Source organism: Thiemannella venezuelensis, assembly GCF_014203605.1.
Lineage (GTDB): Bacteria > Actinomycetota > Actinomycetes > Streptosporangiales > Streptosporangiaceae > Planomonospora_A > Planomonospora_A venezuelensis.
In genome coordinates this window covers 378376-401945 of the sequence record NZ_JACHJJ010000004.1, presented here as the reverse complement: position 1 = coordinate 401945, position 23570 = coordinate 378376, and the positions used below count along the sequence as shown (strand labels likewise).

Sequence of the window (23570 nt, the reverse complement as noted above, 5' to 3'; positions counted from 1 at the left end):
CTTGCATGTGTTAAGCACGCCGCCAGCGTTCGTCCTGAGCCAGGATCAAACTCTCCAAACAATGTCTTCGAGTTGCTCCCGGCTGAAAGCACACCCGCAACCGACGAAAAAGTGGTCGCGGGCATGTATCAACCAAAGGAATCCGTCCTCCCACCACCAGGGCGGGTGGGACGGGGTTGTGCTTCATGCACTGGCTTTTAACACACTGTTGAGTTCTCAAGAAACGGACGCGTTCACCATCGGCCGGCTCCGACCCGTGGTCGGTCCCGGCGTCCGGGGCATTCCATTCCGTGTCACTATCCTAGCAGATCCGCCCGATTCGTGTCAACCTGACCCGTTTCGGGCGATCCATCCGGATCGCGACCACCCCGTCTCCGGAGCAACCCTTCAACCTTACTCCAACATCCGGTCTGTGTCCAATCGTGCAGACACGCCCGAAATGTCGGAGTTTGAGAAGAGGGGGCGCAGGACCTCGCCCTGCATCAAGAACATTAGCAGTCTTTCCGGCAGACCTGAGCCATTCGCCGGTAACGACTAGGTCTTCCCTCCGCCAGCGAGCCCCAAACATGAGACCCCGGAGTCAACGGACTCCGGGGTCTCCCTCAAGCGCAGCCTCAGACCGCGGGCATCAGCCGGCGGGCAGAGCGGCCAACTGGGCCGTCAGCCGGGCGATGTCCTGGTCCGCCTGGGCCGCGCGGGCGCGGACCTTGCTCACCACGTCATCGGGGGCCTTCGACATGAACTGCTCGTTCCCGAGCTTGGCGGCGACCTGCGCGGCCTCCTTCTGCGCCGCGGCGAGATCCTTCTCCAGGCGCTTGCGCTCGGCCGCCACGTCGATCGTCCCCGCCGTGTCGATCTCCACGGCGATGCCTCCCACGTCCAGGCGGGCGGTCGCGGCGAACGAGTCCGACGGCTGGTCCAGGCGGAGCAGCGAGCGGATCGCCTCCTCGTGCGGGGCGAGAGCCGTACCGGAGAGGGACAGCCGCGCGGCCACCCGCTGGCCGGGCTTGAGGCCCTGGTCCGAGCGGAACCTGCGGACCTCGGTCACCAGCCCCTGGACCGCGAGGATCTCCTCCTCGGCCGCCGGGTCGCGCAGGGACTCCTGAACCGCGGGCCACGGCGCGACCGCGATCGACTCCCCGCCGGTGACCGCCCGCCACAGCTCCTCGGTGACGAACGGCACCAGCGGGTGGAGCAGCCGGAGCAGCGCGTCGAAGACGTGCCCGAGCACCAGGCGGGTGTGCTCCTGGCCAGACGCGATCTGGATCTTGGCGAGCTCGACGTACCAGTCGCAGACCTCGTCCCACGCGAAGTGGTAGAGCAGGTCCGAGATCTTTGCGAACTCGAACTCCTCGAAGGCCGCGTCCACCGAGGAGACGACCTCCTGGAGGCGGGAGAGGATCCACCGGTCGGCCGCGGTGAGCTCACCGGTCGGCAGTTCGCCGACGGCGGCGCCGTTCATGAGCGCGAACCGGGTGGCGTTCCAGATCTTGTTGCAGAAGTTGCGGGAGCCGCCGGCCCACTCCTCGCTGATCGCGACGTCGGAGCCCGGATTGGCTCCCCGCAGCAGCGTGAAGCGGGTGGCGTCGGCGCCGAAGCGCTCGACCCAGTCGAGCGGGTCCACGACGTTCCCGAACGACTTCGACATCTTCTTGCCGTACTGGTCGCGGACCATGCCGTGCAGCGCGACGGTCCGGAACGGCGGTTCGCCGTCCATCGCGTAGATGCCGAACATCATCATCCGGGCCACCCAGAAGAACAGGATGTCGTAGCCCGTCACCAGGACCGAGGTCGGGTAGAACTTCTCCAGCTCGGGCGTGCGGTCCGGCCAGCCCAGGGTGGAGAACGGCCACAGGCCCGAGGAGAACCAGGTGTCGAGGACGTCGGGGTCCTGGACGTAGCCCTCGGGCGCCGTCTCGTCCGGGCCCACGCAGACGACCTCGCCCCCGGGTCCGTACCAGACCGGGATGCGGTGGCCCCACCACAGCTGCCGCGAGATGCACCAGTCGTGCATGTCGTCGACCCAGTCGAAGTAGCGCTTGGCCAGCTCCGGCGGGTGGATCCTCGTCCGGCCGTCGCGGACCGCGTCGCCGGCGGCCTTGGCCAGCGGCGAGACGTTGACGAACCACTGCAGCGACAGGCGCGGCTCGACCACGGTCTTGCAGCGCGAGCAGTGGCCCACCGAGTGCAGGTAGGGGCGCTTCTCGGCGACGATCCTGCCCTGCTCGCGCAGGGCCGCGACCACGGCGGGACGGGCCTCGAAGCGGTCGAGACCCTCGAACGGGCCGTGGGCGGTGATCACGCCGCGCTCGTCCATGACCGCCAGCGACGGCAGCGAGTGGCGGCGGCCGATCTCGAAGTCGTTCGGGTCGTGGGCCGGGGTGACCTTGACCGCGCCGGTGCCGAACGCCGGGTCGACGTGCTCGTCGGCCACGATCGGAATGCGCCGGCCGGTCAGCGGGACCTCGACCTCGCGGCCGATCAGGTGGGCGTAGCGCTCGTCGGACGGGTGCACGGCCACCGCGGTGTCGCCGAGCATGGTCTCGGCCCGGGTGGTGGCGACCACGATCGAGTCGTCGCCGTCGCCGTACCGGATCGAGACGAGCTCGCCCTCGTCCTCGCTGTGCTCGACCTCGATGTCCGACAGGGCGGTCAGGCAGCGCGGGCACCAGTTGATGATCCGCTCGGCGCGGTAGATGAGGCCGTCGTCGAAGAGCCGCTTGAAGATCGTCTGAACGGCGCGGGAGAGGCCGGGGTCCATCGTGAAGCGCTCACGCGACCAGTCGACGCCGTCGCCGAGCTTCTTCATCTGGCCGAGGATCCGGCCGCCGGACTCCTCCTTCCACTGCCAGACCCGCTCGACGAACGCCTCGCGGCCGAGGTCGTGGCGGGACAGGCCCTCCTTGGCGATCTCACGCTCGACGACGTTCTGGGTCGCGATGCCCGCGTGGTCCATGCCCGGCAGCCAGAGCGTCTCCTGGCCGCGCATGCGGGCGCGGCGGGTCAGCGCGTCCTGGATCGAGTGGTCGAGGGCGTGGCCGATGTGCAGCACGCCGGTCACGTTCGGCGGGGGCAGGACGATGGTGTACGGCTCGCGGTCGCTGCCCGGGTCCGCGGTGAAGTATCCCTGTGCCACCCAGCGCTCGTAGCTCCGGGTCTCCACATCGGCGGGCGTGTACTGGGTGGGCAGCTCTGGCATCGTCACGGTGTCCAATTCTAGGGACCTTCGAATGGGCGGTGGTCACCGACGGCCGACGCCCCCGCGGAGTGCTCTCCGCGGGGGCGTCGGCCGTACTGGGTGTGCGGGCCTATGCCGACTTCTCGCGCGGAGTGCGCTGCTTGGCCAGCTGGTCGCGCGGTACGAGGGTCGGGTTGACGTGCTCCAGGACCGACTCGCGGGTGATGACGACGCGCGCCACGTCCTCGCGGGACGGCACCTCGTACATCACCGAGAGGAGGACCTCCTCCAGGATGGCCCGCAGGCCGCGCGCACCGGTGCCCCGCAGGATCGCCTGGTCGGCGACGGCCTCCAGGGCGTCGTCGGTGAACTCCAGCTCGACGTTGTCGAGCTCGAAGAGGCGGCGGTACTGCTTGACCAGGGCGTTGCGCGGCTCGGTCAGGATCTGGATGAGCGCCTCGCGGTCGAGGTTGTGCACGCTGGTGATGACCGGGAGGCGGCCGACGAACTCGGGGATCATGCCGAACTTCAGCAGGTCCTCGGGCATGACGTCACCGAAGATGTCGGAGGAGTCGATGTCCTCCTTGGAGCGGATGACGGCGTTGAAGCCGATGCCCTTCTTGCCGACCCTGGACTCGATGATCTTCTCGAGGCCGGCGAAGGCTCCGCCGCAGATGAACAGCACGTTGGTGGTGTCGATCTGGATGAACTCCTGGTGCGGGTGCTTGCGCCCGCCCTGCGGCGGCACGCTCGCCGTGGTGCCCTCCAGGATCTTCAGCAGGGCCTGCTGCACGCCCTCGCCCGAGACGTCGCGGGTGATCGACGGGTTCTCGCTCTTGCGGGCGATCTTGTCGACCTCGTCGATGTAGATGATGCCGGTCTCGGCCTTCTTGACGTCGTAGTCGGCGGCCTGGATCAGCTTGAGCAGGATGTTCTCGACGTCCTCGCCCACGTAGCCGGCCTCCGTCAGCGCGGTGGCGTCGGCGATCGCGAACGGCACGTTCAGCATCTTCGCCAGCGTCTGCGCGAGCAGTGTCTTGCCGGAACCGGTCGGGCCCAGGAGCAGGATGTTCGACTTGGCCAGTTCCAGGCCGTCGTCACGCCCGCGCTCACCGGACTGCACCCGCTTGTAGTGGTTGTAGACCGCCACCGAGAGGGCCTTCTTCGCCTTGTCCTGACCGATGACGTAGGCGTCGAGGAACTCGTAGATCTCCCTCGGCTTGGGCAGGCTGTCCCACTTGAGTTCGGAGGACTCGCTGAGCTCCTCCTCGATGATCTCGTTGCAGAGATCGATGCACTCATCGCAGATGTATACGCCGGGCCCGGCGATGAGCTTCTTGACTTGCTTCTGGCTCTTCCCGCAGAAAGAGCACTTCAGCAGGTCTCCCCCGTCGCCGATGCGTGCCACCCCAGATACTCCTTTGCGTGGGACCGCCCTGGCTGCCGCGGTCCGTTTCTTCTGACCGGCCCGATCCCGGTACGAAAAGCCATCCCGCTCAGGATTCGACGTTACCGTCTTCTGAGCCCTCAGTGAGCCCCCTGGCGGCGAGTCGCACCGGAAGGTGCCCAATTGGGCACCGTTCCGATGCAATCTACCTCCCTCAGGAGGCGACGGCCTTGGCGAGCTTCTTACGCGACGGGATGATGTCGTCGATCAGCCCGTACGCCTTCGACTCCTCGGCGTCGAGAATCTTGTCGCGTTCGATGTCCTTGCGGACGTCCGCGGGCGCCTTGCCCGAGTGCCGCGCGATGATCGTCTCCAGGAGCGCGCGCATCCGCAGGATCTCCCGCGCCTGGATCTCGATGTCGCTTCCCTGGCCGCCGCCCTCGGTGGAGGGCTGGTGGATCAGGATGCGGGCGTTCGGCAGGGCGAACCGCTTGCCCGGCGTGCCGCCGGCCAGCAGGACCGCCGCGGCCGAGGCCGCCTGCCCGAGACAGACCGTCTGGATCTCCGGCCGGACGAACTGCATCGTGTCGTAGATCGCCGTCATGGCGGTGAACGAACCGCCGGGCGAGTTGATGTAGATGCTGATGTCGCGGTCGGGGTCGAGCGACTCCAGCGTGAGCAGCTGTGCCATCACGTCGTTGGCCGACGCGTCGTCGATCTGCACCCCGAGGAAGATGATGCGGTCCTCGAACAGCTTGTTGTACGGGTTCATCTCCTTGACGCCGTACGACGTGCGTTCGACGAAGGAGGGAAGAACGTAGCGGCCGTTGATGTCCCCCGGCCGGATCAACTCACTCACCTTGTGCCCCTTCAGGAGACGGCGCCCGTGGAGGGCACCTGCCGAGCGCTGCGCACGACGTGGTCGATGAAGCCGTAGTCCTTGGCCTCCTCGGCCGTGAACCAGCGGTCTCGATCGGAGTCGGACTCGATCTGCTCCAGGTTCTGGCCGGTGTGGAAGGCGATGCGCTCGGCGAGCGTCTTCTTCACGTAGAGCATCTGCTCGGCCTGGATGGCGATGTCGGCGGCGGTGCCCCCGATGCCGCCGGACGGCTGGTGCATCATGATGCGGGCGTGCGGCAGGGCGTAGCGCTTGCCCCGCTCACCGGCGCACAGCAGGAACTGGCCCATGGAGGCGGCCAGGCCCATCGCGACGGTGCACACGTTGTTCGGCACGTACTCCATCATGTCGTAGATGGCCATGCCGGCGGTCACCGAACCGCCCGGCGAGTTGATGTAGAGCCAGATGTCCCGTTCGGAGTCATCGGCCGCGAGCAGGAGCAGCTCGGCACAGATTCGGTTGGCGATCTCGTCGTTGACCTGGGTGCCCAGCACGATGATGCGCTCACGCAGCAGCCGCTGGTAGAGCTGGTCTTCGAGCCTGAACGAGCCGTTCGGCTGGCTCATCGACTCGGGCCCGGAGCCGGTCGGCTGGTAGAAGGTCGGCGGGCTGGTCACAGCGTCACCTTCCGATGCGTCGTTATCGATTGGCTTTGCTTGTGACCTTAACGCGCGCCGCCGACCGGACATGCCCCCTCCACGTGCTGTTCGCCGACAGCGCATGATGACCCGCGCCGCCGTGAGCCTCCTCCGGGAAGCGCGACGCCCCCGCCGTGGGACCACGGCGGGGGCGTCGCGTGCGTCGCGTCGGGAGCCGCAGGGGCTTCCGGGAGGGCCCTACGCCTCGGTCTTCTCCTCGGCGTCCTCGGCGGGCTCCTCGACGGGGGCCTCACCGTTGATCTCGGTGTAGATGGCCTTGAGGTCGACCTCGTTGCCGGCCTCGTCGACCACCTTGGCGGCGTCGCCGATGACGCTCTTGGCCTTGTCGCGGACGATCTCGACCATGGCCAGGGTGAGCTGGTCGTTGTCGGCCAGGTGCTTGGCCAGCACGTTCGGCGCGACGTTCATCTGCATGGCGCGGCGCACCACGAAGTTGGTGAGCTCCTGCTCGCTGACCCCGAGCTCCTCCGCCTTGACGATCTTGTCGAGGACGAAGCCCGTCTTGAGGGCCTTGGCCGCGCTCTCGTCGAACTCGGCGTAGCGCTCCTCCTCGGTGGTCTGGTAGAGGCGGAAGAACGCCTCCTTGCTCAGGCCGCTCTCGGCGATCTGGTGCTCGAGGTTGTGCTTGCGGTTGTCGAGCTCGGCCTTGAGCGCGCTCTCCGGGAGCGGGATGTCGATCTTGGCCAGCAGGGCGTCGAGGGCGTTCTCGCGGGCCTGCACGACCTGGTCGATCAGCTTGTTGCGGCGGGCCTGCTCGCGGATGCTCTCCTTGAGCTCGTCGAGCGTGTCGAACTCGCTCGCCAGCTGGGCGAACTCGTCGTCGAGCTCGGGGAGGACCTTCTCCTTGACGCTCTTGATCGTGATGGTCACCACGGCCTCCTCGCCGGCGTTCTCGCCGCCGACCAGGTTGGTGGTGAACTCCTTGACGTCACCGGCGGACATGCCGGCCAGCGCGTCGTCCAGGCCCTGCAGCACCGAGCCCGCGCCCACCTCGTAGGAGACGTCGTTGGCCTGCTGCTCCTCGATGTTCACACCGTCGATCGCGGCGGCGAGGTCCATCACGACGAAGTCGCCGTCGGCCGCGGCGCGCTCGACGCCGGTCAGCGTCGCGAAGCGCTGGCGCAGGCCGTTCAGCTGCGCCTCGACGTCCTCGTCGGACACCTCGGCGACCGGGACGGTCACCTCGAGGCCCTGGTAGTCCGGGACCTCGAAGTTCGGGCGGACGTCCACCTCGGCGGTGAACTCGACCTGCTCGCCGTCCTCGATCTTGGTGACCTCGATCTCCGGCTGGCTGACCGGGAAGATGTCGCTCTCGTCGACGGCCTGGCCGTACAGCTTCGGAACCGCGTCGTTGAGGGTCTCCTCCAGCACCACCGCGCGGCCGAAGCGCTGCTCGATGATGCGGGCCGGAACCTTGCCGGGGCGGAAACCGGGGACGCGCACCTGCTGCGCGACCTTCTTGTACGCCGCCTGCATGCTCTCGCCGAGCTCCTCGAACGGCACCTCGACAGTGAGCTTGACCCGGGTCGGGCTGAGCTCCTCGACAGCGGTCTTCACGGGGTGGTCTCCTTGATCAAGCTTCGAGTGATCGCGGGCGCGCCAATTCGTACGGCTACCGCGGCAAGCTCGCGCGCCGCGCCCACATGAGCGGCACCGGGCACAGCCGTGAGACATGCACCAGATCAGGGCATGCTCCACCGTGGCGGGTGTCCAGCGCCGCAGGCCAGTCTAGGGCAGACCCGCACCTCGCAGCGACCGGCGCCGTGTCAGTTCTCCTTGATTATGCGCCTGAGGATGTCGACCGTCTCATCCGGCGTCGTGCTCACCGCGCACAACCGCTCCATGACCTCGCTGTAGCGGTCGACGTCCTCGCGCTTGTCCAGGTAGAGCGCGCTGGCGAGCTGCTCGACGTAGACCACGTCGGGGAGCTCGCTGTCGGAGAAGCGCAGCACGCTGAAGGCGCCGCCCTCCGCGCTGTGCCCGCCGAAGCTGAACGGCATCACCTGAATCGTGATGTTCGGCTGGCGCATGAGATCCATCAGATGCTCCAGCTGCGCCCGCATCACGTCCGCGCCGCCGATGGGGCGCCGCAGCGCCGCCTCGTCGATGACCGCCCAGAAGAACGGCCCGCCGGAGCCGTCCAGGATGCGCTGGCGTTCGAGGCGCAGGTCCACCCGTCGGGAGATCTCGTCGGGCGCGATCCCGGCGCTGCCGGCCGTGATGACCGCCCGGGCGTACTCCTTCGTCTGGAGCAGTCCGGGCACGAACTGCACCTCGTAGGTGCGGATCCGGGAGGCCGCCTCCTCCAGGCCGACGTACGTCTGGAACCAGCCGGGCAGCAGGTCGTTGAACCGGTGCCACCAGCCGGGCTCGTTCGCTCTGGTCAGGAGGTCCATCACGGCTGCCCGCGCCCCCTCGTCCTCTACTCCGTACAGGCTGAGCAGGTCCGCGACGTCGCGTTCCCGGAGACCGACCCGCCCGAGCTCCATCCTGCTGATCTTGGATTCGGAGCCGCGGATCCGGTGGCCGGCCTCCTCGCGCGTGAGGCCCTTGTCCTCGCGCAACCGGCGCAGTTGGGAGCCCAGGAGGATACGCAGAGCTGTGGGACCCGATCCCGGTTGAACCTGCGTCACTTCGCCTCCCTCTTCAATTGGGCCAGCGCACACAGTGTCACCACTTCCGGCCGCCGTGACAAGGTCCCACCTCCGCGACCGGCCCGGGAGCGCGCCTCCCCTTCCGCCCATGCGGCTGCACATTGCAACTGCACGTGCATTTGGGTCTTGCAGCAGACGGGCCCGTGACCCATGATGGCCTAGTGCATATTGGGCTAATGGTGCACAAGCTCTGAAAACTCTCAACCGCACGGAGACTCACCATGACAGCGGGAGGTACCGGCAGGATGGTGGAGGAGCCACGATCCGCCGCCGACTACCTGCAGGCGACCCGCCAGGTCGGCTTCGACGAGTTCCTGGCGGCCGACCACCCCCATGCCACCGCCTGTCCCCTCGCCCGGCAGGCGGACTCGGTCAAGACCGCCCGCGACGTCACCCGCTCCACCCTCCGCGAGTGGGGGCTGTCCGAGCTCAGTGACGACGCGGCGCTGGTGGTCTCGGAACTGGTGACGAACGCGGTCCGCTACGCGCTGTGCCCGCCCAGCAAGGTCGAGGCCAAGCCCATCACCCTCATGCTGCTCCGCCTCTCCCCCCACGTGCTGCTCGCCGTGGCCGACCCCAGCGACGAGGCGCCCACCCCCAAGGAACCGGACTTCATCTCCGAGAACGGCCGCGGCCTCTACATCGTGGAGACCTACAGCCGGTGCTGGGGCTGGGACCACCTCAACCGCGGCGGCAAGGCCGTCTGGGCCCTGTTCAGCGGTACCGACTGACCCGTTCCCATGGGTCCCGCGCTCACGCCCCGCCCCTGGGTGCCCGCTCCGTCCGAGGAGCGGGTGCGATCGGTCGCCGGGGCCGTGGCGGACCTGCCCGCCGCCTCCGTCCAGGAGGAGATCGAACGGCTCGCGGCCGAGAACCACCGCATCCACGACGTCGAGGCCGTCAACCTCAACCCGGCCGCGAACGTCATGAACCCCCGTGCCGAGGCGCTGCTCTCCTCCGGCCTCGGGTCGCGGCCCTCCCTGGGCTACCCCGGCGACAAGTACGAGACCGGGCTGGAGGCCATCGAGCAGATCGAGATCATCGCCGCCGAACTGGCCGCCCAGGTCTTCGGCGCGGGCCACGCCGAGGTGCGCGTCGGCTCGGGCGCCCTCGCCAACCTCTACGCGTTCATGGCCACCTGCGGCCCCGGCGACACGATCATCGCCCCGCCCGCGAGCGTCGGGGGCCACGTCACCCACCACGGCCAGGGCGCGGCGGGCCTGTACGGCCTCACCACGGTCCCCGCCCCCGTCGCCGCGGACGGCTACACGGTGGACGTCGACGCCCTGCGGTCCCTCGCCGAGGAGACGCGCCCCCGGCTGATCACCGTCGGCGGCAGCCTCAACCTCTTCCCCCACCCCGTCCCCCGGATCCGGGAGATCGCCGACTCCGTCGGCGCCCGCGTGCTCTTCGACGCCGCCCACCTGTGCGGCATGATCGCCGGCCGCACCTGGCCGGACCCGCTCCGCGAGGGCGCGCACCTGATCACCATGAGCACCTACAAGAGCCTCGGCGGCCCTCCGGGCGGGCTCGTCGTCACCGACGACGCCGAGCTCGCCGAACGCCTCGACGCGATCGCCTACCCGGGGCTGACCGCCAACTCCGACGCCGGCAGGATCGCGGCCCTCGCCATGACCCTGCTGGACTGGAAGGCCGCCGGACCGGCCTACGCGCGGGCGATGACCGCCGCCGCGCGGCGGCTCGCCACCGAGCTGCTCACGCTCGGCGTCCCGGTCTTCGCCGCCGGCCGCGGCTGCACCCGCTCCCACCAGTTCGCGGTCGAGGCCCACCGCTACGGCGGCGGCCAGCGCGCCGCCCGCAGGCTCCGCCGGGCGAACCTGCTCGCCTGCGGCATCGGCCTCCCCGCGGAGCCGGTGGCCGGAGACGTCAACGGCCTGCGCCTCGGCACCCCGGAGATCGTCCGGCTCGGCGCCACCGAGGAGGACATGCCCGCCCTCGCCGCGCTCGTCGCCCGCGCGCTGGACCCCGGCACCGACCCGGCCGCGGTCGCCCCGGAGGTCACCGAGTGGCGGAGCCGGCTCTCCGGCGTGCGCTTCACCGCCGACCGGCCCGCGTAGGCCGTACGGCACGGCGGGCCGGAGCCCGGAGGACGGCCGGGCGACCGGAGTGGAAAGAGAAACGGCGGCCTCTCGCTCCGCCGTGGCGGAACCGGGCCCGACAGTGTCGGGGTGACAGGATTTGAACCTGCGGCCCCCTGCTCCCAAAGCAGGTGCGCTACCAAACTGCGCCACACCCCGCGGCGCCGGGTGCGCGCACGCTCCGGAACTCCGGTACGATTACGCCCTGACGACCGGATGAAGTCTAGACCAGACCAACACCGGTTCGCGCGGACGTAGCTCAATGGTAGAGCCCCAGTCTTCCAAACTGGCTACGCGGGTTCGATTCCCGTCGTCCGCTCGCGTGGAGAAGGGCCAGGTCACCGGATGTCCGGAGGCCTGGCCCTCCGGCTTTCACCGATTCTTCGATCTTTCGCGGATCTTCCGTGCCGCTCGCGCGCCACCGGCCCTCCCCGCGCCTTTCGCGGGAGCCTTCCCCCCGAGCCCCACGCCCCGAGCTCCGAGCCCCACGCCCGGGCGGCCGCCCCGTCCCGGCCCCGACCCGCGTGCGGGCGGACCGGCGCCGCCCGCCGTACCGGACCGCCTCGCCGGCCGCCGGCACTGCGCGGATCACGATCAGGGGATGGACCACGCAGGGTGATGTGACGGAGACTGTCAGCACCTGCCCCCGGAGGTGACCGTGCCAGAGACGACCCCGACGCCGCTCCGCGGGCACCGCGCTCCCATCGCGACCGGCGGGCCCGGACGATCCGCTCCCGGCGCCGCCCCGGCCGGGCATGCGCCCGTCCGCCCGCGCGGCCGGAGGACTCGGCGGACCCCTCCGGACCGGCGCCGCCGACGGACGGCGCCTCCTCGATTGACAGCTTTTCAAGCACTGAGTCAAGACAGTCGTTAGACTTGAAAGTCCTAGGCCACAGGGGATTTCCGTGGCTTCTCGGGAGAACAGGAGACCCGACGTAGATCGTTCTTTACGCTTGCTGCAGAGCGGCGGTCAAGAGAACCCGGAGGGGATCGTGACGGAGTTCGACGGCGTCATCATCGGCGGAGGGCACAACGGGCTCACCTGCGCCGCCTACCTCGCCAAGGCCGGCCTGTCCGTGGCGGTCGTCGAGCGCAACGATACGGCCGGCGGCGGCTGCACCACCCAGGAGCTCACCCTCCCGGGCTTTCGGCACAACACCCACAGCAACTACCACTTCCTGGAGGAGGGGCCGGTCCCCGCCGACCTCGGGCTCCGGCGGTACGGCCTGCGCTACGTCTACCCCGAGGTCCAGCACGCCACCGTGTTCCGGGACGGCCGCGCGATCACGGTCTACACCGACCCCAAGCGCACCGCCGAGTCGTTCGCCCGGTTCTCCCGGGCGGACGCCGAGCGCTGGCTGGAGCTGTACGAGCGCTACGCCGAGACGGCGCGGGGGCTGATGAACGGCTTCCTCTACTCCAGGCCGCTCCCGCCGTCCGTCCTCGCCGAGCGGCTCGGCGGCGACCTCGGCCGCGACCTGCTCGGCTACCTGCCGCTCTCGCTCTACGAGGCCGTCGACAGGAACTTCGAGAGCGACCAGGTGAGAGTGCTCTTCAAGTCCTTCCTGCACGCCATCTCCATCGAGGACGTCCCCGGCACCGGCGGCTTCTTCCCCCGCCTGCTCTCCCGCATCGCCAGGCTCGGCCTGCCCGTCGGCGGGGCGGCGAACGTGGCGCACGCGCTGCGCCGCGTGATCGAGGAGCACGGCGGCACGGTCATCACCGGCAGGCACGCCGAGCGCATCCTGGTGGACGACGGCCGGGCCACCGGCGTCCGGCTCGCCGGCGGCGGCACCCTGGCCGCGCGGCGGTTCGTGGCCAGCGCCGTGGACGCCCCGCAGACGGTACGGCTGGCGGGCCCCGACAACTTCGGCGCCGAGATCGCCGCCAAGGTCGCCGCCTACAAGTGGGCCGCGCACAGCCTGGTCTCCCTACACCTGGCCCTGGACGAGGCGCCGCGCTACCGGGCCGCCGACTTCGAGCCGGACGTGGACCGGGCGTTCCTGTTCGTGCTCGGCGCCGACGACAGCGAGCAGCTGGGCCGTACGTTCGAGCGGATCCACCAGGGCGGCCTCCCGGACCGGATGGCGGGCAACGGCGCCTGCCCCACGCTCTTCGACCCCTCCTACGCCCCGCCCGGCAAGCACGTGGCGTTCTGGTGGCCGTGGGCCCCCTACGACCTCGGCGGCGACCCGGCCGCCTGGGACCTGCGGCACGAGGAGATAGGCGAGCGGCTGCTCGCCGAGTGGGCGGAGTACGCCCCCAACCTCACCGGCCGCACCGTCCTGGGCAAGCGGGTGTTCTCCCCGCTCGACATCGAACGGCACTGCATCAACATGGTCCGCGGCAGCCACCACGTCGGCGCTTACGAACCCTCCCAGCTGGGCGGCAACCGGCCGGTCCCCGAGCTGGGCCAGTACCGCACCCCCGTATCCGGCCTCTATCTCTGCGGCGCCAGCAGCCACCCCGGCGGCTCGGTCTCCGCGGCCCCCGGCTACAACGGCGCAGGCGCCATCGCCGAGGACCTCGGGATCACCCCGTGGTGGACGCCGGTCCCCGCCCCCCGGTGGAGCGCATGAACCGTCGTTTCGTCACCAGATCCCCGGGAGCGGGCGAGCCCCGGATGGGCAGCCCGGCCTCCCTGCACGAGCGGCTCTCGCTGCTGACCGCGGCGAGCAGGCGGATCGGCACCACCCTGGACCTGTTCGAGACGGGCCGGGAGCTGATGGAGGTCGCCGTACCGCAGTTCGCGGACGCGGCGGGCGTCCTGGTGCAGGACCGGCTGGTCCGCGAGGGCGAGTTCCCGCACCGCACCAACGACGGCTCGGCGCTGGTCCGGCGGATCGCGGTGGGCGTGGCGGCCCCGTCGCCGGGCGAGTACGCCACCGCGTTCCCGGTGGACGAGGTCGTCGTCTACGAGGCGTGGACGCCCTACGCCACCTCGATGGCGACCGGCACGCCGATCCTCCACCCCCGGCTGGACGCCCGCACGGCCGACAGGATCGGCCGGTTCTGGAAGCGCGGCTCGGTGTCCAAGGTGCTGGAGAACAGCTCCTTCCTGGTGGTGCCGCTGAAGGCGCGCGGCCGGGTGCTGGGCTTCGCCGTCTTCACCCGCGAGCCGTCGAGCGCGCCCTTCGACGAGCAGGACGTGACACTCGGCGAGGAACTGGCCGCCAGGACCGCGATCTGCCTGGACAACGCCCGGCTCTACGGCCACGAACGCCGCACCGCGCTGACGTTGCAGAGCAGCCTGCTCCCGGCGGACCTCCACCGGCCGCTGGGGCTGTCCATCGCCTCGCGCTACCTGCCGGCCAGCGACCTGGCGGGGGTGGGCGGCGACTGGTACGACGTGATCCCGCTTCCGGGCTGCCGGGCCGCGCTGGTGGTCGGCGACGTGATGGGGCACGGCATCAGGGCCGCCGCCACGATGGGTCAGCTCCGCACGGCCGCCCGTACCCTGGCCGGCCTGGACCTGCCCCCGGGAGAGGTGCTGTTCCGGCTCAACCGGATGAGCCAGGACCTGGACCCGACGCAGATCGCGACGTGCGTGTACGCCACCTACGATCCGGTCACCCGGCGCTGCGCGTTCGCCCGGGCCGGGCACGTGCCGCCGATCCTCATCCGCCCGGACGGCGAGACCGAGCTGGTCGAGATGCCCGCCGGGCTGCCGCTCGGCATCGGCGACGCCCCTGCGGAGACGGTCGAGCTGACCCTCCCGCACGGCTCCGTGCTGGCCTTCTACACCGACGGCCTGGTGGAGAGCCGGGACCGCGACATCGACGAGGGCATCGGCGCGCTCCGCGGCCTGCTCGCCGAGCGCAACGACGACCTGGAGGAGGTCTGCGACCTCACGATCGGCGCGCAGCGCCCGGGGCACGAGCGCGACGACATCGCGCTCCTGCTGGCGCGGGTGCGCGAGCTCTCCCCCGCGGAGGTCGCGCAGCTCACGCTCCCCGCGGAGACCGGGTCCGCGGTACGGGCCCGCCGCTTCGTCCGCGCCACGCTCACCGGCTGGGGGCTGGGCGCCCTCGCCGCCACCACCGAACTGCTGGTCAGCGAGGTGGTCACCAACGCGGTCCTGCACGGGGAGGGCCCGATCGGGCTGCGTCTGCTGCGCGGTCACCGGCTGGTGTGCGAGGTGGCCGACCGCTCTCCCGTGGCACCGGTCCTGCGCGAGGCGTCCGGCGCCGACGACAGCGGGCGCGGGCTCCGGCTGGTCAACCAGGTCGCCCGCCGCTGGGGCTCCCGCCCGGCGCCCGAGGGGAAGATCGTCTGGGTCGAGCAGAACCTGCCCTGATCCGCCTCCGGGCGCGCGCCCGGAGGCGGATCAGGCACGGCGCGGCCTCAGCGGATCTCGTAGATCGCGGTGGTGCCGCTGACCTCGTTGCCGACCACGAGCAGCGGGCGGCGGGTCGGGCTCTGCCCGGCGGAGATGAACAGCACCCCCTCGGGGCCGACGTCTCCGGCGGTGCCGTCCTCGACCGAGCCGGCGAAGTCGCGGGTGTTGACGTAGCCGGCCGGCCGCGGCGCGCGGGGGTCGCTCATGTCGTAGGCGACGATCCCGCCGACGCGCTCCAGCCCGGTGAAGGCGTAGGTACGGCCCCGCACCTCGCCGACCGTGACGCCCTCGGGCTCGGGACCCTTGTTGTCGCTGCGGCTGTCGGCGGAGCCGTTCTCCTCGTTGTCGGCGTTGAACTGCTCCGGCAGCCTCTCCGCGACCAGCCGCTCCAGTTCGTCGCCGGAGTCCCAGACCAGCTCGCCGGAGGCCGTACGAACCGAGATCGAGCGGGCGCCGAAGGCGTGCAGCTCGGTGTAGGCGCCGGCGGCGTCCCTGGGCGAGTCGGCGGCGACGTTCAGCCGGCCGAGCTCGGCGTCCTTCTGCAGGGCCGCGGCGTCGGGGAAGGCCGCGGCGGAGAGGGTGAGCGACTTCACCCGCACCTCGTCGGCGTGGCAGCCCCACTCCCGGCCGTCGCCCTCGTTGGCGGTGACGAGGTAGGTCCGTCCCCGGGCGTGGAGGTGCGCGACGGCGTCGGGCTGGTACATGCCCTTGACCGGGCGGGGCCGGATGCCGGTGCCGCCGTCCTTGTCGGAGGTGTCGAGACCGCTCTTCGACCAGTCCTTGAGGCCGAGGGGGACGATGTCGCGGACCTCGGCCCGGTCCAGGTCCACGATCGCGAGCGCGTTGTTCTCCTGGAGGGTGACGTAGGCGGTACCGCGCTCGGCGGTGACGTACTCGGGTTCCAGGTCCCGGGCGGCCGACGCGCCGGGGCCGGAGATCCGCACTCCCCGGGCGCGCAGCTCGTCGGCGCCGAACCGCCCGAAGCCCGCGGTCCGCACCGTCCAGCGGCGCAGGTCGATGATGCTGACGGAGCCCTCGGGGTCGTTCGCCCGGCCCTCGCAGTAGGACTCCGGCTCGCCCTCGTTGGCGACGACCGCGCGGCGGCCGTCCGGGGTGAAGGTCACCATGTCGGGCAGGGCGCCGACGGTGACCTCCCTGATCTTCCTGCCGGTCCTGGCGTCGAAGAAGGCCACGGTGCCCGGGTCGGTCTTGGCGGCGGCCTGCCGGGCGACGGCCACCAGCCCGCCGGAGACCGCGACGCTGTTGGCGCCCGGCGTGTCCAGGGTGGCGACCTTGCGCGGTCTGCGGGGGTCGCGGATGTCGAGCACGTCGACGGTGCCCGCCTGCGCGTTCACGACGAAGACCCGCCGGGTGGGCGCGTCGTAGGCGGTGATCTCCGAGGCGCCGGCGGCGACCGTCCCGGTGGTGTAGCGGCCGAGGAAGGCCAGTTCGATGCCCCGGGGTCGGGACTCGGCTCCGCCGGCGGCGTGGGCGGTGGCGGGCAGGAGTACCAGGCCGGCGGCCGCGGCCGCGGTGAGGCGGGTGAGGGTCGTGTTGCGCATGGGCGAATCATCACGAAATATCGTGACCGCTCACTTACACCGGGATGACCGTGGAATGAACCCGATCCATCGGGTACGGCATGCATTGTTCGGTCATGCCCAACAAGCCCCCTGACTCCTGGCCGACCAGAGGTTACGGTCGAACTGACGACTCGGGAGGGCACCATGATCATCGAAATTCGCGAGGCCTACCGCCGCGCGCTGGACGATTTCGGCGCTCTCGTGCACCGGATCGCACCGGAGCAGTGGGAGAACCCGACACCGTGCGTGGACTGGGACGTCCGCGCCCTCGTCAACCACATGGTGGGCGAGAGCCTCTGGGCCCCCGAGCTGCTCGCCGGGCGGACCGTCGCCGAACTCGGCGACGTCTTCGACGGCGACCTGCTCGGCGACGACCCGCCCAAGGCCTTCGACGCCGCGGCCGCGGCCGCCGTCCACGCGTCCTGCGCCGAGGAGTCCCTGACCCGCGTGACCCACCTGTCCTTCGGCGATGTGCCCGGCGCGGAGTACATCACCGAGCTGTTCGCCGACGCCCTCATCCACACCTGGGACCTGGCCCGCGCGATCGGCGCGGACGAGCGGCTCGACCCGGAACTGGTCGAGACCTGCGCGGCCTGGTTCGCCGGCGCCGAGGACGGCTACCGCCAGGCCGGCGTCATCGGGGAGCAGCAGCCGCTGCCCGCCGACCCCGACGCCCAGACCCGGCTGCTGGCCTCCTGGGGCCGCCGCGTCTGACCTCCCGGCACGTCACCGGGCCGCCGGGTCACCGGGCCGCCGGGCGCTTGCCGTGGTTGGCCTTGCGCTTCTTGCGGGCCCGGGCCTTGCGTGCTCTGCGCGCCATGCTCGACCGCCCCTTCTCGTCCGCCGGGTCAGGCCTTCACCGTCCTCCCGGATCGCCCGCCGTACAAGGCCCAAAAAGACGGGCCGCCCGCCCTCTAGGCTCCGGGGCATGGACATGGAGCTGATTGACCGCTGGCGGGAGCTGGCCGGCCCGCACGCCGAGGCCCTCGGCCGCGACCTGATCGCCCGGTACGCCGAGCCGCACCGCAAATACCACACGACCGCCCATCTGGAGGCGGTGCTCGCCCACGTCGACGCGCTGGCCCCGCACGCCGACAACCCCGACCTCGTACGGCTCGCCGCCTGGTTCCACGACGCCGTCTACGACCCCCGGCGCGGGGACAACGAGGAGCGCAGCGCCCGGCTGGCCGAGCGGGCGCTGCCCGAGATGGGCCTGCCGCCGGAGGAGGTGGCCGCGGTCGCCCGGCTGGTCAGGCTCACGGTCACCCATGCCCCCGAACCCTCGGACGCGGACGGGGCCGTGTTGTGCGACGCGGACCTGGCGATCCTGGCCGCCCCGCCGGACCTCTACGCGGCCTACGCGGCGGCGGTGCGCGAGGAGTACGCCTTCGTTCCCGACGACGCCTTCCGGGCGGGCCGGGCGGCGGTGCTGCGCTCACTGCTGGACCTGCCGGCGATCTTCCGGGTGTCCGGCGCCGAGGCGGCGGCACGGGCCAACATCCGGGAGGAGCTTGACCGGTTGTGAGGGATTAACCAGCAAAATCAAACACGAGTCAGCGGCAGTCTGTGGTAATTTGAAGGAAGATGTTTGATTAAGGAGTGATGGATGCTGGCCCAACAGCGGCAGCAGGCGATTCTGGAGCGGGTGCGCAGCTCCGGCGGGGCGCGGGTCGCCGATCTCGTCCGCGAGCTCGGCGTCTCCGACATGACGATCCGCCGGGATCTGGAGGTCCTCGCCGAACGCGGCCTGCTGGAGAAGGTCCACGGCGGTGCCACCGCCGCCGGCGCCGGCTCGACCGAGGAGCCCGGGTTCACCGCCAAGTCGGCCCGCCAGCAGGCGGAGAAGGAGGCGATCGCCCGGCAGGCGGCCCTGCTCGTCCGGCCCGGCACGGCCATCGCGCTCTCCGCCGGGACGACGACCTGGACTCTGGCCCACCTCGTCACCGACGTGCCGGAGCTGACGGTCATCACCAACTCGATCCGGATCGCCGACGTCTTCCACCGCTCCCCCCGCGCCGACCGCACGGTCGTGCTGACCGGCGGCGTGCGGACCCCCTCCGACGCGCTGGTCGGCCCGGTCGCCGTGGCGGCGGTCCGGGGGCTGCACGTGGACACCCTCTTCCTCGGCGTGCACGGGATGAGCGCCCGCGCCGGGTTCACCACTCCCAACCTGCTCGAGGCCGAGACCAACCGGGCGCTCGTCGCCTCCGCCCACCGCCTGGTCGTCCCCGCCGACCACAGCAAGTGGGACACCGTCGGGATCAGCACCATCGCCGCACTGTCGGAGGCCCACATCGTGATCAGCGACTCCGGCCTGCCCGAGGAGGCCCGCGAGGAGCTCTCCGGCCGGGTGGGCGAACTGCTCATCGCCGAGCCGCAGCCGGAGGGCCGGGTGGCGGAGCGATGAAGCGCACGGTCACCCGCCTGGCGGACGGCCGGGAGCTGATCTACTTCGACCGGCGCGACGACGCCGACCGCGACGTGCCCGACGCACGCGAGCTGCCGCCCCGCCCGGACGCCTCCGAGCTGCGCTACGACCCGCTCACCGAGGAGTGGATCGCGATCGCCGGGCACCGGCAGGGCCGGACCTTCCTGCCGTCCGCCGCGGAGTGCCCGCTCTGCCCCTCCGGGCCCGGCCGGCTCACCGAGATCCCCTCTCCCGACTACGACGTGGTCGTCTTCGAGAACCGGTTCCCGTCGTTCTCCGCCCGATCCGGGGAGTACGGGCAGGCGGGCGGGCTCAGCGAGGTCCGCCCGGGCGCGGGCCGCTGCGAGGTGGTCTGCTTCACCTCCGACCACGACTCCTCCTTCTCCTCCCTCTCTCCCGAGAGGGTCGAGCTGGTCATGGAGGCCTGGATCGACCGTACGGCGGAGCTGTCGGCGATCCCGGGCGTGGAGCAGGTGTTCTGCTTCGAGAACCGGGGCGCCGAGATCGGGATCACGCTGGCCCATCCGCACGGCCAGATCTACGCCTACCCGTACGTGACCCCGCGCACCCGGCTCACCCTCGCCGCAGCCGAGCGCCACCGGGAGCGGACCGGGGGCAACCTCTTCGCCGACGTGCTGGCCGCCGAACGGGAGGCGGGCGTGCGGGTGGTCGCCGCCAACGAGCACTGGACGGCCTTCGTTCCCGCCGCGGCCCGCTGGCCGTACGAGGTCCACCTCTACCCGCACCGCCGGGTGCCCGACCTGGGCGGGCTGGAGCCGGCCGAGCGGGCGGCCTTCGGCCCCCTCTACACCGACGTCCTGCGCCGGCTGGACGGGTTGTTCGGCGTGGCGATGCCGTACGTCGCGGCCTGGCACCAGGCCCCGGTCAGCACCGGCCGGGATCTGTCCTACGCGCACCTGGAGCTGTTCAGCATCCGGCGGGCCGCGGACAAGCTGAAGTACCTCGCCGGGTCGGAGTCGGCCATGGGTGCCTTCGTGAACGACGTCCTGCCGGAGGAGGCGGCGCGGCTTCTGCGCTCCGTCGTCACAAGCTGATCACTACTTTGTATCGGCTTGAAGTCGCATGACCATTGCTTTACCTCTACTATCCTTCACGCATCGGCTTCATCAGCAGATATGCCTAATCTCGGGCACCTTGCCCGAGAGTCGGGGAACCACCGCAATTGGGGTGAACCACTCCGGTGGAAGGGCTGCTCCGGCCCGAACCCGTCAGCTAACCCGGCCGGCAGAAGGAGAGGAGAGTTCGTGGCGGCTGCGTCCCCCACGTTCCGCCGGCATGCGGTCGTCAGCGCCTGCCTGGTCTCGGCACTCGGATTCACCCTCACCCTGCCCACCGCGGGCAGCGCGGCGCCCAAGCCCACCGAGGCCGAGCTCAGGAAGGAGCTGGCCGGGCTGAACAAGAAGGTCGACGCGCTCATCGAGGAGTACGCGGCCAAGCGCGAGTCCCTCAAGAAGGCGCAGAAGGCCGAGGACGTCGCCAAGGCGAACCTGCGCAAGGCCGAGAAGACCTACGACGAGGCCAAGAGCGAGGTCGACTCCATCGTCCAGCTCAGCTACCAGAGCAACTCCGGGGGCCTGCCCTCGGCGCTGCTGTTCTCCGGCGGCGACATGAGCGGCGCGGCCGTGATGGAGCAGCTGACCGCCCAGCAGAGCGCCTACCTGGAGGGCTTCGCCCAGAGCCGCAAGCGCCGGGAGCAGGCCGCGACCAGGGCCGCCGAGCTCATCGAGGAGATCCGCGAGGAGGCGGACGAGGTCGAGGACCGGCGCCGGGACGCCGAGGAGCTGATCAAGGACATCAAGAAGAAGCTCGACCAGCTCGTCCCCCTGGGCTCGGGCCGCCGCTCCGACGGCAGCTGGGTCCCGCAGCTGCCCAACGGCGTCGACAACATCACCGACCGCACCCGGAACATGCGCGAGACCATCAAGCGGCGCTTCGACCTGACCCACGTGGTCGGCTGCTACCGCTACGACACCTTCGGCGAGCATCCGCTCGGCCGCGCCTGCGACTTCATGATGAGCTCGGGCGGTGCGATGCCGTCCGCCACCGGAGTGCGGCTCGGCGACGAGATCGCCGCCTGGGCGATCAAGAACAGGAACAAACTGGGCGTCAAGTACGTGATCTGGCGGCAGCGCATCAACCACGGCTCGGGATGGCGCTTCATGTCAGACCGCGGCGGGGTCACCGCCAACCACTACGACCACGTGCACATCTCGATGCTCTGAACCATCCGGACGCCCCCGGGCGACCTGCCCCGCCCCCGCGCCTGCGCGGCGAGGAGGACGGCACCGGTTCATGATCTTTTCTCACCGCCGGATGTTAGACTGACCCACGGATATGGACATATAGCAAAAAAGAGGGACATATAGCCTGCCGGACGGCGCCCGCAGGAGACATGGAGGAGATCCTGCCATGACCGAGCACCGCGTTCCCCGCCCGCTTCTCCCCTCCCATCTGCTACGCGCCGCCGCCGGCGTGGTCTTCGCCACGTGCGCGCTCTCCCTCGGCGCCCCCGCCCTCCTGACCGCCGGTTCCGGGCAGGACGGTACCGCCGCCTCCGCCGCCCCGCCCGCGTCGGCCGGCAGGCCGGTCCGCACGGGGGTGATGACCGCGGCGGACGTGCTGAAGGTGGCCGAGGGCCAGATCGGCGTCGCGGAGAACGTCAGCGGCGGCGGCACCAAGTTCCACACCTGGTACATGGCCTCGGACCGGGCCCAGGAGACCCTGGCCCGCGACGGCGGGATCGTGGAGAAGTACACCAACGCCCCGTGGTGCGCGATGTTCGTCTCCTGGGTGGGCGAGCAGGTCGGGCTGGAGTCCACCTTCGGCTCCGACGCCTACGCCGTCGCCTGGGCCGGCTGGTTCCAGGACGACGAGCGCTGGGGCGGTGCCGCCAGGCCCGGGGCCGTCGCCTTCTTCGACCTCGACGCGGACGACGGCGACGGCATCTACAAGATCGACCATGTCGGCCTGGTCAAGCGGGACAACGGCGACGGCACGATCACCACGGTCGAGGGGAACACCGACAACGGCAGGGTCGAGCGGCGCGTGCGGCCCGGCTCCGACGTCGTCGGCTACGGCTACCCCGAGTACCCGGCCGCCGGGGCGCCCCGGCCCGCCGCCCCGGCCGCACGCGCGGCCCAGAGCCCCTGAAGGACCGGGGCCGTGAAGCGTCGGGGCCATGTGAAGCGTCGGGGCCGGTGGACGGTCAGCGCCGCCGCAGGCGGTAGACCAGCGCCCCCAGGGCGGCGGCCCCCAGGACCACGGCGACGGCCGTGTACGGCGGGCGCCACCCGGACTCCGGCTCCATGACCGCGACCGTGGTCGTCTCGCCCAGCGCCCCCGCGGCCGGGGCGGTCGTCGCGGCGGGAGCGGGGGTGAGGGCGGGATCGGCCGGGAGCGCGCCGGCGGGGATGCCCGGCGGGCGGATCTCCTTCCAGTGGTCCCTTCGGTCCGTCTGGCTCTCGATGGCCTGCTTGAGGTCGGCGGGGAGCGGAGCGATCTCCAGGTCCCCCGGCACCGTGAGGGTGCCGACCTCGTAGGGCGCGAACCAGCCCTGGATCGCCCTCACCTTCCAGGTCCCGGCCGGCAGGGAGATCGCCGCCGCGTAGTGGGCCGGCTCCTTCAGCTCCACGCCGGAGAAGCGCACGGTCGTCTTGCCGTCGCCGAACTCCAGGGCGACCTCGCCGAGATCGTCGCCCTCGTAGGGATGCGTGCCGTGCTGGAGCATCCAGAACCCGAGCGTGTAGGTCGTGTCCGGCCGCATCGCCGCCGGGGCGGGGTCCATGAGGGTGACGGCCCAGCCGCCCGCCCGCGCCGGCGCCGCCACGGCCAGCGCGGAAACGGCGATCGTAATGATCAGCAGGATTCTTCTCATGCCACGGGTACACCGTCCGGGCCCGCGGGGTTCCCGCCGGGCCGCTCCCGCGCGCACCGGCCGGCATCACGGCACGGCGGTGCGGGACTACTCCAGGCGGGCGACCAGGGTCTTGGGCGCGACCGCGCGGTAGGCGTCGGTGACGAGCTCGGCGATCTCGGCCCAGTCCACCGCGACGTCCAGGTAGACGCCGAGCCAGCCGCGGTGGCCGACGTACGGCGGGCGGAAGTAGTGCGCGGGATCCTGGGCGACCAGCGCCTCCTGGGTGCCCGGCGGGGCCGCGCACCAGAAGGCGAGCCGGTCGTCGTGGTGGTGGTCGGCGAACATCACGAAGGTCTTCCGGCCGCGGACGAACCAGGTCGGCTCGCCGTGGCTGAGGCGTTCCGTGGTCTCGGGGAGCGCCAGGCAGAGCCTCCGCAGCGTCCCGAGCGGGTCTTCGGTCACGGGAAA

General features: G+C 70.9%; 20 protein-coding genes, 2 tRNA genes, 1 rRNA gene and 1 riboswitch. Of the genes, 11 read left to right on the top strand and 12 right to left on the bottom strand.

The features are described 5' to 3' along the window. The 7 genes from FHS22_RS09515 to FHS22_RS09485 all read right to left on the bottom strand — a co-directional run. A 16S ribosomal RNA gene (locus tag FHS22_RS09515) occupies window positions 1–61 on the bottom strand; the annotation flags it as partial. 567 nt (window positions 62–628) lie between these two features. Continuing rightward, window positions 629–3199, bottom strand: coding sequence for a valine--tRNA ligase (locus FHS22_RS09510; protein WP_184940270.1), 2571 nt, complete (start codon window positions 3197–3199; stop codon window positions 629–631). A 109-nt stretch (window positions 3200–3308) separates the two neighbouring features. Further along, window positions 3309–4586 (bottom strand): ATP-dependent Clp protease ATP-binding subunit ClpX, encoded by a 1278-nt coding sequence (clpX, locus tag FHS22_RS09505; RefSeq protein ID WP_184940199.1) that lies wholly within the window; start codon window positions 4584–4586, stop codon window positions 3309–3311. Window positions 4587–4779: 193 nt separating this feature from the next. Next, the gene (locus FHS22_RS09500) at window positions 4780–5424 is read right to left on the bottom strand and encodes an ATP-dependent Clp protease proteolytic subunit (RefSeq protein ID WP_184940197.1); all 645 of its coding nucleotides are present in this window, start codon (window positions 5422–5424) and stop codon (window positions 4780–4782) included. Window positions 5425–5435: 11 nt separating this feature from the next. Continuing rightward, a complete protein-coding gene (locus FHS22_RS09495; RefSeq protein ID WP_338047681.1) occupies window positions 5436–6080 on the bottom strand; it encodes a ClpP family protease in 645 nt (214 codons plus the stop codon). A 219-nt stretch (window positions 6081–6299) separates the two neighbouring features. Further along, a complete protein-coding gene (gene tig, locus FHS22_RS09490) occupies window positions 6300–7679 on the bottom strand; it encodes a trigger factor (protein WP_184940196.1) in 1380 nt (459 codons plus the stop codon). Window positions 7680–7888: 209 nt separating this feature from the next. Then, on the bottom strand, window positions 7889–8755 hold the full coding sequence (locus FHS22_RS09485) for a helix-turn-helix domain-containing protein (RefSeq protein ID WP_184940194.1): 867 nt from the start codon (window positions 8753–8755) through the stop codon (window positions 7889–7891). 242 nt (window positions 8756–8997) lie between these two features. Here FHS22_RS09485 and FHS22_RS09480 point away from each other — a divergent pair, with 242 nt between their 5' ends. After that, on the top strand, window positions 8998–9507 hold the full coding sequence (locus tag FHS22_RS09480) for an ATP-binding protein (protein ID WP_260407773.1): 510 nt from the start codon (window positions 8998–9000) through the stop codon (window positions 9505–9507). A 9-nt stretch (window positions 9508–9516) separates the two neighbouring features. Beyond that, window positions 9517–10854: a serine hydroxymethyltransferase gene (locus tag FHS22_RS09475; protein ID WP_184940193.1), complete on the top strand. Its 1338-nt coding sequence runs from the start codon at window positions 9517–9519 to the stop codon at window positions 10852–10854. Between the two features lie 106 nt (window positions 10855–10960). Here the strand turns inward: FHS22_RS09475 and FHS22_RS09470 are convergent. Beyond that, window positions 10961–11034: transfer RNA gene (locus tag FHS22_RS09470), tRNA-Pro, on the bottom strand. A gap of 89 nt (window positions 11035–11123) precedes the next feature. Here FHS22_RS09470 and FHS22_RS09465 point away from each other — a divergent pair. The 3 genes from FHS22_RS09465 (at window position 11124) to FHS22_RS09455 (ending at window position 15172) form a co-directional block, all read left to right on the top strand. Next, window positions 11124–11194: transfer RNA gene (locus FHS22_RS09465), tRNA-Gly, on the top strand. A gap of 673 nt (window positions 11195–11867) precedes the next feature. After that, window positions 11868–13454 carry an FAD-dependent oxidoreductase gene (locus FHS22_RS09460; protein ID WP_184940191.1) on the top strand — a complete coding sequence of 529 codons (1587 nt, stop codon included), beginning with the start codon at window positions 11868–11870 and terminating at the stop codon, window positions 13452–13454. Then, the gene (locus tag FHS22_RS09455) at window positions 13451–15172 is read left to right on the top strand and encodes an ATP-binding SpoIIE family protein phosphatase (protein WP_184940190.1); all 1722 of its coding nucleotides are present in this window, start codon (window positions 13451–13453) and stop codon (window positions 15170–15172) included. The genes FHS22_RS09460 and FHS22_RS09455 overlap by 4 nt, the downstream gene beginning before the upstream one ends. 47 nt (window positions 15173–15219) lie before the next feature. Here FHS22_RS09455 and FHS22_RS09450 read toward each other — a convergent pair whose 3' ends face one another. After that, entirely contained in the window at window positions 15220–16776 is a 1557-nt protein-coding gene (locus tag FHS22_RS09450; RefSeq protein ID WP_184940188.1) for a choice-of-anchor I family protein, read from the bottom strand. A gap of 165 nt (window positions 16777–16941) precedes the next feature. Between FHS22_RS09450 and FHS22_RS09445 the strand changes: the two genes are divergently transcribed. Then, on the top strand, window positions 16942–17511 hold the full coding sequence (locus FHS22_RS09445) for a TIGR03086 family metal-binding protein (RefSeq protein WP_184940186.1): 570 nt from the start codon (window positions 16942–16944) through the stop codon (window positions 17509–17511). A gap of 28 nt (window positions 17512–17539) precedes the next feature. On the opposite strand, the gene FHS22_RS39570 is transcribed toward FHS22_RS09445, so the two are convergent. Next, window positions 17540–17617 carry a 50S ribosomal protein bL37 gene (locus FHS22_RS39570; RefSeq protein ID WP_373293985.1) on the bottom strand — a complete coding sequence of 26 codons (78 nt, stop codon included), beginning with the start codon at window positions 17615–17617 and terminating at the stop codon, window positions 17540–17542. Between the two features lie 114 nt (window positions 17618–17731). Here FHS22_RS39570 and FHS22_RS09440 point away from each other — a divergent pair, with 114 nt between their 5' ends. From FHS22_RS09440 to FHS22_RS09420, 5 genes are all read left to right on the top strand, one after another. Then, a complete protein-coding gene (locus FHS22_RS09440) occupies window positions 17732–18322 on the top strand; it encodes an HD domain-containing protein (protein ID WP_260407817.1) in 591 nt (196 codons plus the stop codon). Window positions 18323–18403: 81 nt separating this feature from the next. Beyond that, entirely contained in the window at window positions 18404–19204 is an 801-nt protein-coding gene (locus tag FHS22_RS09435; RefSeq protein WP_184940184.1) for a DeoR/GlpR family DNA-binding transcription regulator, read from the top strand. Next, complete coding sequence (gene galT / locus FHS22_RS09430) at window positions 19201–20280, top strand: galactose-1-phosphate uridylyltransferase (RefSeq protein ID WP_184940182.1); 1080 nt, start codon at window positions 19201–19203, stop codon at window positions 20278–20280. The genes FHS22_RS09435 and galT overlap by 4 nt, the downstream gene beginning before the upstream one ends. A gap of 72 nt (window positions 20281–20352) precedes the next feature. Next, window positions 20353–20487, top strand: a riboswitch (cyclic di-AMP (ydaO/yuaA leader). 3 nt (window positions 20488–20490) lie between these two features. After that, entirely contained in the window at window positions 20491–21468 is a 978-nt protein-coding gene (locus FHS22_RS09425) for a coiled-coil domain-containing protein (protein WP_184940180.1), read from the top strand. A 187-nt stretch (window positions 21469–21655) separates the two neighbouring features. After that, window positions 21656–22396, top strand: coding sequence for a CHAP domain-containing protein (locus tag FHS22_RS09420; protein WP_184940178.1), 741 nt, complete (start codon window positions 21656–21658; stop codon window positions 22394–22396). Between the two features lie 55 nt (window positions 22397–22451). On the opposite strand, the gene FHS22_RS09415 is transcribed toward FHS22_RS09420, so the two are convergent. Both FHS22_RS09415 and FHS22_RS09410 read right to left on the bottom strand, forming a co-directional pair. Beyond that, on the bottom strand, window positions 22452–23120 hold the full coding sequence (locus FHS22_RS09415) for a hypothetical protein (RefSeq protein ID WP_184940176.1): 669 nt from the start codon (window positions 23118–23120) through the stop codon (window positions 22452–22454). Between the two features lie 87 nt (window positions 23121–23207). Then, window positions 23208–23564, bottom strand: a complete 357-nt coding sequence (locus tag FHS22_RS09410) for an MmcQ/YjbR family DNA-binding protein (RefSeq protein ID WP_184940174.1) — start codon at window positions 23562–23564, stop codon at window positions 23208–23210. Window positions 23565–23570: the final 6 nt, after the last annotated feature.